Origin of the sequence: Providencia sp. PROV236 (genome assembly GCF_033676985.1) — a bacterium.
GTDB lineage: Bacteria > Pseudomonadota > Gammaproteobacteria > Enterobacterales > Enterobacteriaceae > Providencia > Providencia manganoxydans.
Genome location: NZ_CP096297.1, coordinates 3,446,106 through 3,460,295 on the forward strand (window position 1 = coordinate 3,446,106; position 14,190 = coordinate 3,460,295).

14 protein-coding genes are annotated in these 14,190 nt (G+C 40.3%); 12 read left to right on the forward strand and 2 right to left on the reverse strand.

Features of this window, described 5'->3' with window-relative positions:
* The first annotated feature begins 52 nt into the window (after positions 1-52).
* The 3 genes from ybeD to lipA all read left to right on the forward strand — a co-directional run bounded on the left by ybeD (position 53) and on the right by lipA (position 2,320).
* Entirely contained in the window at positions 53-316 is a 264-nt protein-coding gene (gene ybeD / locus M1E96_RS15880) for a DUF493 family protein YbeD (RefSeq protein ID WP_070925076.1), read from the forward strand.
* A 279-nt stretch (positions 317-595) separates the two neighbouring features.
* Positions 596-1,240, forward strand: a complete 645-nt coding sequence (gene lipB / locus M1E96_RS15885) for a lipoyl(octanoyl) transferase LipB (protein ID WP_140182810.1) — start codon at positions 596-598, stop codon at positions 1,238-1,240.
* Between the two features lie 114 nt (positions 1,241-1,354).
* Positions 1,355-2,320, forward strand: coding sequence for a lipoyl synthase (lipA, locus tag M1E96_RS15890; RefSeq protein WP_140182797.1), 966 nt, complete (start codon positions 1,355-1,357; stop codon positions 2,318-2,320).
* A gap of 163 nt (positions 2,321-2,483) precedes the next feature.
* Here lipA and cspE read toward each other — a convergent pair whose 3' ends face one another.
* Both cspE and M1E96_RS15900 read right to left on the reverse strand, forming a co-directional pair.
* Positions 2,484-2,693, reverse strand: coding sequence for a transcription antiterminator/RNA stability regulator CspE (gene cspE / locus M1E96_RS15895; protein ID WP_014657708.1), 210 nt, complete (start codon positions 2,691-2,693; stop codon positions 2,484-2,486).
* A 207-nt stretch (positions 2,694-2,900) separates the two neighbouring features.
* On the reverse strand, positions 2,901-3,371 hold the full coding sequence (locus tag M1E96_RS15900; RefSeq protein ID WP_070925078.1) for a methylated-DNA--[protein]-cysteine S-methyltransferase: 471 nt from the start codon (positions 3,369-3,371) through the stop codon (positions 2,901-2,903).
* 290 nt (positions 3,372-3,661) lie between these two features.
* Between M1E96_RS15900 and nrdH the strand changes: the two genes are divergently transcribed.
* The 9 genes from nrdH (at position 3,662) to mprA (ending at position 14,038) form a co-directional block, all read left to right on the forward strand.
* A complete protein-coding gene (gene nrdH / locus M1E96_RS15905) occupies positions 3,662-3,889 on the forward strand; it encodes a glutaredoxin-like protein NrdH (protein WP_070925079.1) in 228 nt (75 codons plus the stop codon).
* 9 nt (positions 3,890-3,898) lie between these two features.
* Positions 3,899-4,312 carry a class Ib ribonucleoside-diphosphate reductase assembly flavoprotein NrdI gene (gene nrdI / locus M1E96_RS15910; RefSeq protein ID WP_140182798.1) on the forward strand — a complete coding sequence of 138 codons (414 nt, stop codon included), beginning with the start codon at positions 3,899-3,901 and terminating at the stop codon, positions 4,310-4,312.
* Between the two features lie 10 nt (positions 4,313-4,322).
* The gene (gene nrdE / locus M1E96_RS15915) at positions 4,323-6,455 is read left to right on the forward strand and encodes a class 1b ribonucleoside-diphosphate reductase subunit alpha (RefSeq protein WP_140186816.1); all 2,133 of its coding nucleotides are present in this window, start codon (positions 4,323-4,325) and stop codon (positions 6,453-6,455) included.
* A gap of 13 nt (positions 6,456-6,468) precedes the next feature.
* Positions 6,469-7,440 carry a class 1b ribonucleoside-diphosphate reductase subunit beta gene (nrdF, locus tag M1E96_RS15920; RefSeq protein WP_140186818.1) on the forward strand — a complete coding sequence of 324 codons (972 nt, stop codon included), beginning with the start codon at positions 6,469-6,471 and terminating at the stop codon, positions 7,438-7,440.
* 688 nt (positions 7,441-8,128) lie between these two features.
* Entirely contained in the window at positions 8,129-9,331 is a 1,203-nt protein-coding gene (gene proV, locus M1E96_RS15925; RefSeq protein ID WP_070925082.1) for a glycine betaine/L-proline ABC transporter ATP-binding protein ProV, read from the forward strand.
* Positions 9,321-10,439 carry a glycine betaine/L-proline ABC transporter permease ProW gene (gene proW / locus M1E96_RS15930; RefSeq protein ID WP_070925083.1) on the forward strand — a complete coding sequence of 373 codons (1,119 nt, stop codon included), beginning with the start codon at positions 9,321-9,323 and terminating at the stop codon, positions 10,437-10,439. Before proV ends, proW begins: the two co-directional genes overlap by 11 nt.
* A 75-nt stretch (positions 10,440-10,514) precedes the next feature.
* Positions 10,515-11,513 (forward strand): glycine betaine/L-proline ABC transporter substrate-binding protein ProX, encoded by a 999-nt coding sequence (proX, locus tag M1E96_RS15935; protein ID WP_318709564.1) that lies wholly within the window; start codon positions 10,515-10,517, stop codon positions 11,511-11,513.
* A 141-nt stretch (positions 11,514-11,654) separates the two neighbouring features.
* Positions 11,655-12,854, forward strand: coding sequence for an MFS transporter (locus tag M1E96_RS15940; protein ID WP_369427203.1), 1,200 nt, complete (start codon positions 11,655-11,657; stop codon positions 12,852-12,854).
* A gap of 656 nt (positions 12,855-13,510) precedes the next feature.
* Entirely contained in the window at positions 13,511-14,038 is a 528-nt protein-coding gene (gene mprA / locus M1E96_RS15945; protein ID WP_070925086.1) for a transcriptional repressor MprA, read from the forward strand.
* Positions 14,039-14,190: the final 152 nt, after the last annotated feature.

A 14,190-nucleotide genomic window follows, 5' to 3' on the forward strand; every position in this document is an offset into this window, starting at 1 on the left:
TTAAAAGATGACGATATCTATTTAAACACTATTTTTGTTATTAGGAGCGCCCATGAAAACGAAATTAAATGAACTACTTGAGTTCCCATGCTCATTCACTTACAAAGTGATGGGAATTGCGGAACCAGAGCTGGTTGATGAAGTCGTTGAAGTGGTTCAACGTCATGCGCCGGGCGACTATTCTCCAGATGTGAAGCCAAGCAGCAAAGGCAATTACCACTCAGTTTCGATTACCATCAATGCAACACACATTGAACAAGTCGAAACCTTATATGAAGAACTTGGTGCATTAGAGCGCGTGAGAATGGTTCTATAATCCACTGAGTCATTAATATACAAGGCCGTACTCTTATCGAGTGCGGTTTTTTATTACCTATAATTGTCTTTCATTAAGGTGTCGCGACCATTAATCGCTCACACTAATCAGAGAGTTTCTATACGCCTAGCGATAACAATACATTCACTTGTCGCCTAGCCGCACCTTAAATAATTTCGCACAGATAATATTAAAAACACCACTCACCTAACATTTTAGCAACATAACAGAACTGGCAGTAACCCAGCTACGGCGTTATACTAGCAACACATTTTGAATGTGGATGTTAAAACATTGTCAGCACGAACTATTATTGTACGTCAATTAGGGCTAGCCCCCTATCAAACTGTTTCTGATGCAATGCATCAGTTCACCGAAAACCGTGATAAAGATACCTCGGATGAATTATGGCTGGTGGAGCACCCACGCGTATTCACACAAGGGCAAGCGGGTAAGGCAGAACATGTTCTTGCACCGGGTGATATCCCAGTGATCCAAAGTGATAGAGGTGGTCAAGTAACCTATCATGGGCCGGGTCAACAAGTGATGTATGTGATGCTCGATCTTAAACGCAATAAGCTTGGCGTGCGTGAGCTTGTTAGCGCCCTAGAGGACACCGTTGTTAAGACGCTTGCTCATTATCAGATTGAAGCATACCCACGCCCTGATGCACCGGGCGTCTATATAGAGGGCAATAAAGTGTGTTCACTCGGGTTACGGATCCGTAAAGGCTGTTCGTTTCATGGCCTTGCATTAAATATTAACATGGATCTCGAACCGTTTAATCGCATTAACCCTTGCGGCTATGCACAGTTGAAAATGACTCAGGTTCGTGATTTCATCCCTAAAGTGACGATTGAAGATGTTCAGCCTGTGCTAATTGAGCAGTTCTGTGACACACTTGGATTTCATATTGTTCAATAATGATGCTATAATTTTTTAACATTTTTCAAAAAAATTTTAATGGATTAGTAACCGCTCCGTTGCGCCAAATACAACACCCAACTAATCCGATCAACAACTGGAACCGGTATAGCTATGAGTAAACCAATTCAGATAGAACGCGGAATAAAATATCGTGACGCCGACAAAATGGCGCTGATCCCTGTTAAAAACGTCGTCACCGAACGTGAAGAAATTCTACGTAAACCTGACTGGATGAAAATTAGGTTACCAGCAGATTCAACCCGTATTCAGGGGATCAAAGCGGCTATGCGTAAAAATGGCCTGCATTCTGTTTGTGAAGAAGCCTCCTGCCCTAACCTATCCGAATGCTTTAACCATGGTACCGCGACCTTTATGATCCTCGGTGCGATCTGTACGCGCCGCTGCCCTTTCTGTGACGTTGCTCATGGTCGCCCAAATGCACCTGACGCTAACGAGCCAGTAAAATTAGCACAAACTATCAAGGATATGGCATTACGCTATGTCGTTATCACGTCTGTTGACCGTGATGACCTACGTGATGGTGGTGCTCAACATTTTGCAGATTGTATTAGTGCGATCCGTGAAAAAAATCAGACTATCAAAATTGAAACGTTGGTTCCCGATTTTAGAGGAAGAATGGATCGCGCGTTAGATATCTTAACCGCAACTCCACCTGATGTGTTTAACCATAACCTAGAAAACGTACCTCGTATTTATCGCCAAGTTCGCCCCGGAGCGAATTACGAATGGTCGCTAAAATTATTAGAAAGATTTAAAGAAGCACATCCAGATATTCCAACTAAATCGGGCTTAATGGTGGGTTTAGGTGAGACAAATGCAGAGATCATTGAAGTGATGCGTGATTTGCGCCGCCATGGGGTCACCATGCTCACATTGGGTCAATATCTACAGCCTAGCCGCCACCATCTACCGGTAAAACGTTATGTCAGTCCTGCCGAGTTTGACGAAATGAAAGAAGAAGCGCTGGCGATGGGCTTTACACATGCGGCTTGCGGTCCATTTGTTCGTTCTTCTTACCATGCTGACCTTCAAGCAAAAGGCGAAGAAGTTAAATAAGCTCCAACTAAGTTCGGCAAAGCCCCCTAAAAGGGGCTTTTTGCTATATAGTCGCGATTAAGGCTCATTAACAGAGAAGTGACTCTCTTAGCCCCCTATAAAATAAAACTCGCTCCAGATGGCTGGAGCGAGTTGAGAGGCTGTTCGTTTCTATTTGTTTAAATTACAGAGAGACAACGTTTACAGCAGATGGGCCTTTAGCACCTTCAGTGATTTCAAATTCAACTTTCTGACCTTCTGCTAGGGTTTTGAAACCTTCGCTCGCAATAGCAGAAAAGTGAACAAACACATCTTTGCTGCCATCTTCTGGAGTGATAAAACCGAAACCTTTAGACTCGTTGAACCACTTAACGTTACCTTTAACTTTAGACATCAAATTATTACCTTTAAAATAAAAATAGACACACCATCAGTGTCGAGCTCAGTACATCAGATATATAAGTTACTTGTCTACAACCTAGATCACGAAAATTGACAAAAAGCATAAAAAAATATTATTTATTGGGATAAATTGCTTATCGTACATGAATTATTCTTAATAATAGCGATTATTCCGAACAATAATACTAACATTAGATGATTATTTAGGTGATTGTTTTTCGTGTGCGAGTAGCCAGTCTTTTATGTCTAATCCACCAGTGTAGCCAACAAGTTTGCCATCATGACCTAAAACTCGATGACAAGGCACAATTAAAGAGATTGGGTTACGTGAATTTGCCATTCCCACAGCTCGACAATAGTTTACTGAACCTAATTTCAAAGCGAGATCTTTGTAGCTCCAACGTTCACCAAAAGGGATGCTGCACAAGTGTGCCCACACTTTTTTTTGGAACTCAGTACCATGAGGGTTTAATGGTACGGTGAACTCTTCGCGTTTATGATTAAAATATTCTTCTAGCTCTTTAGCACATAACTCAGAATGCTCATTCTTATGTTCTGGATGACTTTTTTGTTCAACAAAATAGATGCTCGTCACCCCCTCATCATCAGCCGTGATCTCAACCCACGGTTTTGGAAATTTCTCAGGTGAAGCCAAATATTGATGATACATAATATCCCCTTAAGAGCGTGCAATTATCTGATCGTATATACAGTTATAAACTGTATTATTTCTACTTGGCAATGATATTTTTTCTTAGTCTTGATAACAGAACCATTCACATGCTCAAAATTTAATTTCCCAACATAAATAACGACCTAGCCAATAATTAGAATAATTATCATTCAATATTTCAAAACCACTATATATTGTGTGGTTGAAAAAAATATAATCTATATATAGTCTTTAAATACTAATCATCACACTACTGATAGTATTCAGTACAGGTATAGGTACTCAATATGGCCGTTATCACAATTTACAGTAAACCCAACTGTGTTCAATGCAATGCCACCTACCAAGCCCTAGAACGCAAAAATATTCCCTACCAAGTCGTTGATCTCACCGAAGACGATGACGCATTACAATTTGTACGCCAACTCGGCTACCAGCAAGTCCCCGTTGTTGTTGCTGATCAAGAGCATTGGTCTGGCTTTCGTCCTGACATGATCAGCCGCCTTTTGGCTTAAGAGGTTACTATGCAAACGGAGTCACTGGTCTATTTTTCAAGTCGTTCTGGTAACTGTCATCGCTTTATTGAAAAAGTGGGGCTTCCAGCAACACGTTTGCCGATAGGTGAGCAACAAAATAGCATTATTGCGACTAAGCCTTTCGTTCTACTACTGCCAACTTATGGTGGTGGCGGTTCCAAAGGCGCAGTACCAAAAGAAGTGATCCGTTTTCTTAACATCGAGTCGAACCGACAACTCATACGAGGTGTTATCGCCGCAGGTAACACCAATTTTGGAGATGCTTTCGCCATTGCTGGCGATATCATCGCCCATAAATGCCAAGTTCCCTATTTATATCGTTTTGAATTACTGGGTACGGAGCGTGATGTTCAACGTGTCCGTGACGGGCTAAACGCTTTTTGGCAACAAAAACATCATTAGAGCTAGTTCAATGGAAAAGACAAAAAATACCCCGCATGTTGACTACCATGCGCTAAATGCCATGCTGAACTTATACAATAGTGCAGGCGAAATCCAATTCGAAAAAGACAAAGAAGCCGCTCATCACTACTTTCGCCAACATGTGAATCAAAACACGGTTTTCTTTCACGACTTAAAAGAAAAACTCGATTTTTTAGTTAATGAAAACTACTACGAAGCACAAGTTCTTGAGCAATATGATTTTGCATTTATCAAAAAATTATTCAAACAAGCCTATGCTCATAAATTTCGTTTTCAAACTTTTTTAGGGGCGTTCAAATATTATACAAGTTATACGCTAAAAACATTTGATGGTAAACGCTATCTAGAGCGTTATGAAGATCGCGTATGTATGGTCGCGTTAACACTTGCACTAGGTAATCAATCACTTGCTAGCCATTTGGTTGAAGAAATAATTAGTGGCCGCTTTCAGCCTGCCACCCCTACCTTCTTAAATTGCGGTAAAAAACAACGGGGTGAATTAGTTTCCTGTTTCCTGCTGCGCATTGAAGATAATATGGAATCAATTGGTCGCTCGGTAAACTCCGCATTACAGCTATCTAAACGCGGCGGCGGTGTTGCTTTCATGATGACCAATCTGCGAGAACAGGGCGCCCCCATAAAATTTATTGAGAACCAATCTTCTGGTGTTGTTCCCGTCATGAAAATGCTAGAAGATGCCTTCTCCTATGCCAATCAGCTTGGTGCGCGGCAGGGAGCGGGGGCCGTGTATTTACACGCCCATCATCCAGATATTATGCGTTTTCTTGATACAAAACGAGAAAATGCAGATGAAAAAATCCGTATCAAAACACTCTCTTTAGGCGTTGTGATCCCAGATATCACGTTCCAACTCGCCAAAGAAAACAAAGAGATGTACCTATTTTCCCCTTATGATATCGAACGTGAATATGGCGTACCCATGTCAGAAATCAGTGTGACTGAAAAATATCATGAGATGGTCAACAACAAAGCGATCAAAAAATACAAAATCAACGCAAGGGAGTTCTTCCAAACTCTCGCTGAAATTCAATTTGAATCGGGCTATCCCTACATTTTATTCGAAGATACCGCCAATCGAGCTAACCCGATTGCAGGACGTATTAACATGAGTAACTTGTGCTCAGAGATCTTACAAGTTAACCAGCCTAGCCTGTATGAAGACGACTTAAGCTACCGAGAGATAGGGAAAGATATCAGTTGTAATTTAGGCTCCATGAATATAGCGAAAACCATGGATTCGCCTGATTTTGCTCAATCTATAGCAATTGCCGTCAGAGCACTAACCGCGGTCTCTGATATGAGTCATATACGTTCAGTGCCTTCAATTGAACAAGGTAATCATCAATCCCATGCCATTGGCCTTGGGCAGATGAACTTACATGGCTATCTAGCGAGGGAAAAAATCTACTATGGTTCAGAAGAAGCGCTCGATTTTACGAATATCTACTTTTATACCGTGGCTTATCACGCACTAAGAACGTCCAACCAATTAGCAATTGAGCGTAAAGCTGCATTTAAAGGCTTTGAACATTCAGAATATGCCAATGGTCGTTATTTTGATAAATATATCAACGAAAATTGGTTGCCAAAAACCCAAACCGTTCAGGAATTATTCCGACGTTCGGGCATCGAAATACCTACTCAAGCGGATTGGCAATCACTGAAACAATCAGTGATAGAGCATGGTATTTATAATCAAAACTTGCAGGCAATTCCGCCGACAGGGTCTATTTCCTATATTAATAATTCAACCTCAAGCATTCATCCAATTGTTTCTCGTATTGAGATCCGTAAAGAGGGGAAAATTGGTCGTGTTTACTATCCTGCACCTTTTATGACCAATGATAATCTTGAATATTATCAAGATGCTTATCAAATAGGACCTGAAAAAATCATTGATACCTACGCTGTTGCTACGCAACATGTCGATCAGGGGCTATCTCTTACACTGTTCTTTAAAGATGATGCAACAACTCGTGATATCAACCGAGCACAAATTTACGCATGGCGTAAAGGTATAAAAACCCTGTATTACATTCGCCTTCGCCAAACGGCACTTGAAGGCACTGAAGTTGATGGCTGTGTTTCATGTACGCTTTAAAAGGACAATGAGTATGACAAACCAAACAATATTAACCCCCGTTAAAGCGATCAATTGGAATCGTATTGAAGATGATAAAGATCTTGAAGTATGGAACCGATTAACCACTAATTTTTGGTTACCTGAAAAGATCCCATTATCAAATGATACACCGTCGTGGAATACACTAACCAAGGCAGAACAACAGCTAACTATTCGTGTTTTTACTGGGCTGACACTGCTTGATACGATCCAAAATACTGTTGGTGCGCCTTGTTTAATGGAAGATGCCCTCACCCCTCATGAAGAGGCGGTATTATCAAATATCAGCTTTATGGAAGCTGTGCATGCACGCTCCTATAGCTCTATTTTTTCAACGCTTTGCTCGACTAGCGATGTCGATGATGCTTATCGATGGAGTGAAGAAAATCATGCGTTACAAAATAAAGCAAAAATCATTCTATCCTATTATTGTGACACCCATCCATTAAAGAAAAAAATAGCGAGTGTCTTTTTAGAATCTTTTCTTTTCTACTCAGGTTTTTATTTACCTATGTATTGGTCCAGTAGAGGGAAATTAACTAACACTGCCGATCTGATACGCTTAATTATTCGCGATGAAGCGATCCACGGTTACTATATTGGCTATAAATTTCAAAAATCATTATTAAATTATGATGAAAATACTCAGGCAGAAATTAAAGACTTTGCCTTCTCATTACTTTTTGATTTATATGAAAACGAAGTGAAATATACCCAAGAATTATATGACTCCGTAGGTTGGACCGAAGATGTCAAAAAATTCCTTCATTACAATGCTAATAAAGCATTAATGAATTTAGGTTATGAGGCATTATTCCCAGATGTGGTGACTGATGTCAGTCCTGCAATATTATCGGCACTTTCACCCGATGCAAATGAAAATCATGATTTCTTTTCCGGTTCAGGTTCTTCTTATGTCATAGGGAAAGCGGTTAGCACAGAAGATGATGACTGGGATTTTTAATCAATCAATTTAATTAACTGATTGACTATAAGCCCACTAAATGAAAACCAACCTTTTAGTGGGTTTATTAATGAATAAAAGCGACTTAACCAGCGTATCTGCTTACAAGTTTTACTGTTAAATTGATTGTTTTTAACATATTCATCAGGCAAACAAACGCTAAACTTTTTATTTTACCATTAAAATAGATAAATTTTATTTATGTTAATGGATTTTTTTGAATTTTATAGCAACTTTATCCTAAAATTTAGCTAACCGTTATAATCAGCACTCTTCTAGTTTTGTTAGTCGTGATAATTCAATATTCATTTTTGGAATAAATTCAGTTTCAACAAAACGTTAGTTCATTCAATAATATTATTTACTCATCAATATTGAAGTGGCTAAAAACACCTATCTTCAAAATAATTCATCGCTATTCACTCCATTTTTTTGATTAATAGTCCTTAACCAAGGGTTGTCAGCTCCATTTATTATGCTAGGTTATATTGCTTGTTTGTTTTTCTAATAATTTTAAATGGAGTTATTTAATTTAAATCATAATTAATTAAATTCACCGTAAACATAATAGGAATATCTACCCTGAACATTTTCAACCAATAGTCGAAGTGAGTATTCATGCCTATCAATAGGCGATATAGATAAATACTTGAATGATTTGCTAATTGAAATAACGGGTAATTATTATATGCCAATAAAATTAGAAGTTAAAAATTTATATAAAATTTTTGGGGAACACCCTGATCAAGCCTTTAAGCTTTTAGAATCAGGAATGAGTAAAGATGACATCTTTGAAAAAACAGGCCTAACTGTCGGTGTTCAAGATGCCAATCTGGCCATTGAAGAAGGCGAAATCTTTGTTGTTATGGGGCTATCAGGCTCAGGAAAATCAACGTTGGTACGCCTTCTCAATCGCCTGATAGAGCCCACCAGCGGCCAAGTGCTCATTGACGGGGAAGATATTTCGAATATCTCCGATAAGGCGCTACGCCAAGTCCGACGTACTAAAATTAGTATGGTGTTTCAATCCTTTGCGTTAATGCCACATATGAATGTGCTCGATAATACCGCCTTTGGCATGGAACTTTCTGGTATGTCCAAAGAGCAACGCCATGAAAAAGCCATGGATGCACTTCGCCAAGTCAATCTTGAAAAATGGGCTGCATCTTATCCCGATGAACTTTCAGGTGGTATGAGACAACGCATCGGCCTCGCCCGCGCATTGGCTAATGATCCTGATATTTTGTTAATGGATGAAGCATTTTCTGCTCTCGACCCCCTGATCCGCACTGAAATGCAAGATGAGCTATTATCGCTACAAGGTGAAAAGCAACGTACGATTGTCTTTATCTCACATGATCTCGATGAAGCGATGCGTATTGGTGATCGTATTGCCATCATGCAAGGTGGAGTTGTGGTACAAACTGGCACACCAGATGAAATACTTAATAACCCTGCCAATGATTACGTTAAAACCTTTTTCCGCGGTGTCGATATTAGCCAAGTCTTTAGTGCTAAAGATATCGCACGAAGAAGACCAGATGCATTACTGCATATAGCCCCAGGCTTTGGCCCTCGCTCGGCACTGAAAGTGCTGAATGATGAGGATCGTAGTCATGGTTACTTAATTTCTCGAGGACACACTTTTGCGGGGGTGGTATCTGTCGAATCCCTCGAAAAAGCCTTGCGTGATAAACAAGGTATTGAAGCTGCCGTTATATCTACTTTAGAGCCAATTCAAGGGGATACGCCACTTAACGAAGTTATTTCGACTATTGCACAAGCCCCCTGCGCGGTTCCTGTCATCAATGAAAAAAATCGCTATCTTGGCGTGATATCCAAAGGAATGTTGTTACAGGCACTGGATAAGGAGACACCAAATGAGCAATAACACAAGCGAACATAAGACTGAACAACAAGATCCGTGGGCAGATACTCAAACCGATGATGCACCACAACAAAACACCCCTGATACCGCAAGCGATCCTTGGGGTAGTGCGACGGATACCACAACACCGAGTGATGCCGGAAGTAGTGATTGGTTGAATGCCACGCCAACCGAAACAGTGACGCCTGAACATTTTAATATTATGGATCCCTTCCAGCACACGTTGATCCCGCTTGATTCATGGGTTACCCATGCAATTGATTGGATCGTACTGCATTTTCGCCCTATTTTTCAGGGGATCCGCGTACCTATTGATTTTATCCTTAGTGGATTTGAACAGTTTTTAACCTCTCTTCCATCACCTGTTGCTATTATTTTATTTGCATTAATTGCGTGGCAACTCGCTGGTCGAGTGATGGGCGTAGCAACTTTTGTTTCGATGATCATCATCGGTGCAATTGGCGCTTGGTCTGAGGCTATGGTGACACTCGCATTAGTACTGACAGCTCTACTATTCTGTTTGATAATAGGATTACCACTGGGAATATGGCTTGCACGCAGTGACAAAGCTGCTAGCGTCGTTAGGCCACTACTCGATGCCATGCAAACAACGCCTGCGTTTGTTTACTTAGTACCTATTGTAATGCTATTTGGGATTGGTAACGTGCCAGGGGTTGTCGTCACCATCATTTTTGCCTTACCGCCTATTATTCGATTAACCATTTTAGGTATTAAACAAGTCCCTGCTGATTTGATTGAGGCGGCTGAGTCATTCGGAGCTAGCCCGCGTCAATTGCTGTTCAAAGTGCAGCTACCATTAGCCATGCCAACCATTATGGCCGGCGTCAACCAGACCTTGATGCTAGCGCTTTCAATGGTGGTGATAGCATCCATGATCGCTGTTGGTGGTCTAGGACAAATGGTACTACGAGGTATAGGTCGCCTTGATATGGGATTAGCCTCTGTGGGTGGTGTCGGTATCGTGGTACTCGCCATTGTCCTTGACCGACTAACTCAATCTCTTGGGAAAAATACGCGCAGCAAAGTCGCTACGCGTTGGTATCAACAAGGCCCGATTGGCCTGATCACTCGCCCATTCTCTAAAAAATAAATTCATCCGATAGAGCCATTTATTGGCTCTTCGCTTGCCAAGGCAAGCCAAATGCGACAAATAGAGGTATCAATAATGAAAAAACCAATACTATTGGCAACTGCCCTGACAGCCTTACTTGCCGTTCCACTCGCTAATGCCGAAGATCTGCCAGGCAAAGGAGTCAAAGTCACTCCGGTACAAAGTACGATTAGCGAAGAAACCTTTCAAACCTTACTCGTCGCAAAAGCGCTTGAGAAACTAGGTTATGAAGTCGAACCCATCAAAGAAGTTGATTACAACGTCGCCTATGCATCAATTGCCAATGGCGATGCAACTTACTTAGCGGTTAGTTGGGTACCACTGCATGATGCACAATATAACGCAGCTGGGGGTGACAACGCTTTTTATCGCCAAGGTAATTATGTCGTCAATGCGGCTCAAGGTTATCTGATTGATAAAAAAACCGCAGACAAATATAACATTACCAATGTTGAACAATTAAAAGATCCCAAAATCGCCAAATTGTTTGATACCAACGGTAATGGTAAGGCTGACCTCACTGGTTGTAACCCTGGTTGGGGATGCGAAGCCGCAATCAACAATCATCTCAAAGCTTATGATTTAGAAAAAACGGTTGAGCATAATCAAGGAAACTATGCGGCAATGATGGCGGATACCATCACGCGCTATAAAGAAGGTAAACCAATACTTTATTATACGTGGACACCATATTGGATCAGTGATGTGCTAAAACCAGGTCGTGATGTTGTTTGGCTAGAAGTACCTTTCTCTTCAATGCCTAATGGTGAAAAAACCGATACAGCGTTACCTAATGGCAAAAACTATGGTTTCCCACCGAATACCATGCATATTGCAGCCAACAAAAAATGGGCAGCGGATAACCCTGCCGCAGCAAAATTGTTTGAAATCATGAAATTGCCAATTGCAGATATCAATGCTCAGAACTTGAGAATGCATAATGGTGAAGCATCACAAGCTGATATTCGCCGTCATACTGATGCATGGATCAAGGCGCATCAATCTACTTTTGATGGCTGGGTTGATGAAGCACGCAAAGCTGCTGAAAAATAAATTTATTTTCTTTATACCTAAAGCCACCCTAACCCGGTGGCTTTATTCATTAATTTCGATATTCATTATCAATAAAATCCCCCATCTTAATGATAAAAAAAGCCTATAATGACTGCCTAATCAATAATGAGTAGATAACACATGAATAAGGCACCACAAGCAGAATTAACGACAGGTCTAGTCGTTTTGATGGCTGTCGCAACAGGTTTAGTTGTTGCCAGTAACTACTATGCGCAACCCCTCCTTGAAACTATCGCCTCTCAATTTAATTTAACCACGAATATGGCAGGGTTTATTGTCACCTCAGCACAATTAGGTTATGCAGCGGGATTACTTTTTTTAGTCCCCCTTGGCGATATTTTTGAACGTAAGCGTCTTATTTTAACCATGACATCACTGTCTGCGATCGGTTTACTTATCACCGCATTATCAAACAATGTATGGCAAATTTTATTAGGCACAGCACTGACAGGATTATTCTCTGTTGTCGCACAAGTGCTGATCCCAATGGCAGCCACTTTAGCCAAACCTAATCAAAGAGGAAAAGCTGTTGGTATCATTATGAGCGGGCTATTACTGGGGATTTTACTCGCTAGAACCGTCTCGGGCGCTGTTGCAATGGTAGGCGGATGGCGAGCCATCTATTGGGTTGCTTTTGGATTATTGTTCTTATTGATTATCGTGCTTGCCCTGAAGCTACCACGTTATCATCAAAAAACTAACCTCAATTATTTCCAACTTTTATTTTCAATTGTACGTTTGTTTTGCGGGACACCAGTACTTGCAGTTCGAGCATTACTTGGCGCGCTGGTTTTTGCCAACTTCGCCCTACTTTGGACTGCAATGGCATTCCTGCTTGCTACCCCACCTTTTAGTTATTCTGAAGGCACGATTGGCTTGTTTGGATTAGTGGGAGCGGCGGGTGCACTAATGGCATCTCAAGCAGGTCACTTGGTTGATAAGGGTAAAGGTAAGCGAGTCACCACCATTGGTTTAATTTTATTATTACTTTCATGGGCACCAATCGGCTTTGCAAAAGAGTCACTGATTGCCTTCATTATTGGTGTATTAATACTTGATCTTGCTGTGCAAGCGGTACACGTTACTAACCAAAGCACCTTATATCGTATTTTACCTGAAGCCCGTAATCGCATAACCGCAGGTTATATGACCAGCTATTTTATAGGCGGAGCACTAGGCTCATTACTTTCGGGCTATGCTTACGAAAAAGCAGGATGGGAAGGTGTCGCTGCTTCTGGTGCCATTTTGTCTGTAGTTAGTCTGATTATTTGGGCAATTGGCATCCGCTTTGACCCCACCATATACTCATCAGATGAATAACAAATCTATTATTGAGAGTGGCTATTATTAGCCACCTTCAATTATTTAATATAAAAATCATCAGATAACGTAATATATTTCAACTTAGCCGCCCCCTAAAATGTCTAATTCCCCCTCATCCTCTGAGCATCAAATCACAATTTTTTCAAGATGGTTTAATTTTGTAATAGTTGCATAGGCAAAAGTCATCAAATGACACAGTTAAACAAACGATATGCCTTAACATAAAGTTACAATATCATTTACATGAGTTACTATTATAAGGTTACATAGTAAGCAGCGATTTAGCGCTGATGAGATTATACTTACTGAATAGATGAAAGCGTTACAAATACCCAAAAAGTGCAACTACTTAAGTAGTTATACATTCTAATTACATGATTTTATTTTGTTTTACTCCATAATTATCCATTAGCAAAATAAATCAACGCTATGATTTTATTGAAATAAAACAAATTAAAAAGCAAAAACACCTAATTACGCTATACTAACCTAAGTAAATTACATTCATAAAATTTATGAATTATGTATCATTATCAAAATAAATTTGATGGTATCAATTAACTACAATTGCTAATTTTGTCTTTTGATATACCATTTAGATGGTTGATGACAGTTGTAATCTTACCAACTGAAACTAATAAGGTATCCAAATAATGGAAAGTTCATTTACTCCGACAGAAGAGCTACTAAATGCTCGTGTCGCACAGCAAGATTCACATAATAACCCAATACCCTATCAGGAGATCCTTCTGACTCGCCTATGTATGCACGTTCATGGCAAGTTACTTGAGTCTCGTAACAATATGCTCAAGGCCCAAGGAATTAACGAAACCCTCTTTATGGCATTGATGATCCTTGATACAAAAGATAGCCGTAGTATTCAACCTTCTGAGCTGAGCGCTGCTTTGGGTTCCTCACGCACAAATGCGACTCGCATCGCCGATGAACTTGAAAAAAATGGTTGGATTGAACGCAAAGAAAGCCATAACGATCGCCGTTGCTTACATCTCCACCTTACAGAAAAAGGCTCGCAGTTTTTAGGTGGGCTCTTACCACCTCAACATGCGGCTTTAAAAGATATCTGGTCTGTACTTGATATTGACGAACAGCAACAGCTAAATAAATTGATGCGTAAGTTACTTATAAAGCTGGATACAGTAAGAGATTATACTAAGTCATAATAACCTCTATATTAGTGTGGATAATGTATTTGAGTCATTTATAATCCGAAAGGCGAAAAAAGACTTTTCTGTCTAAAAGATTTCGTTATCCTTTCTACCTTGTGCTTACGATATTCCAACAAGCAAACCTATCAATTGTCGTCCCAGTTTCC

Excerpts from the sequence above, each read along its gene's own strand:
- ybeD (WP_070925076.1), top strand. The coding sequence starts at position 53 with ATGAAAACGAAATTAAATGAACTACTTGAGTTCCCATGCTCATTCACT.
- lipA (WP_140182797.1), top strand. The coding sequence starts at position 1,355 with ATGAGTAAACCAATTCAGATAGAACGCGGAATAAAATATCGTGACGCC.
- cspE (WP_014657708.1), bottom strand. The coding sequence starts at position 2,693 with ATGTCTAAAGTTAAAGGTAACGTTAAGTGGTTCAACGAGTCTAAAGGT.
- M1E96_RS15900 (WP_070925078.1), bottom strand. The coding sequence starts at position 3,371 with ATGTATCATCAATATTTGGCTTCACCTGAGAAATTTCCAAAACCGTGG.
- nrdH (WP_070925079.1), top strand. The coding sequence starts at position 3,662 with ATGGCCGTTATCACAATTTACAGTAAACCCAACTGTGTTCAATGCAAT.
- nrdI (WP_140182798.1), top strand. The coding sequence starts at position 3,899 with ATGCAAACGGAGTCACTGGTCTATTTTTCAAGTCGTTCTGGTAACTGT.
- nrdE (WP_140186816.1), top strand. The coding sequence starts at position 4,323 with ATGGAAAAGACAAAAAATACCCCGCATGTTGACTACCATGCGCTAAAT.
- nrdF (WP_140186818.1), top strand. The coding sequence starts at position 6,469 with ATGACAAACCAAACAATATTAACCCCCGTTAAAGCGATCAATTGGAAT.
- proV (WP_070925082.1), top strand. The coding sequence starts at position 8,129 with ATGCCAATAAAATTAGAAGTTAAAAATTTATATAAAATTTTTGGGGAA.
- proW (WP_070925083.1), top strand. The coding sequence starts at position 9,321 with ATGAGCAATAACACAAGCGAACATAAGACTGAACAACAAGATCCGTGG.
- proX (WP_318709564.1), top strand. The coding sequence starts at position 10,515 with ATGAAAAAACCAATACTATTGGCAACTGCCCTGACAGCCTTACTTGCC.
- M1E96_RS15940 (WP_369427203.1), top strand. The coding sequence starts at position 11,655 with ATGAATAAGGCACCACAAGCAGAATTAACGACAGGTCTAGTCGTTTTG.
- mprA (WP_070925086.1), top strand. The coding sequence starts at position 13,511 with ATGGAAAGTTCATTTACTCCGACAGAAGAGCTACTAAATGCTCGTGTC.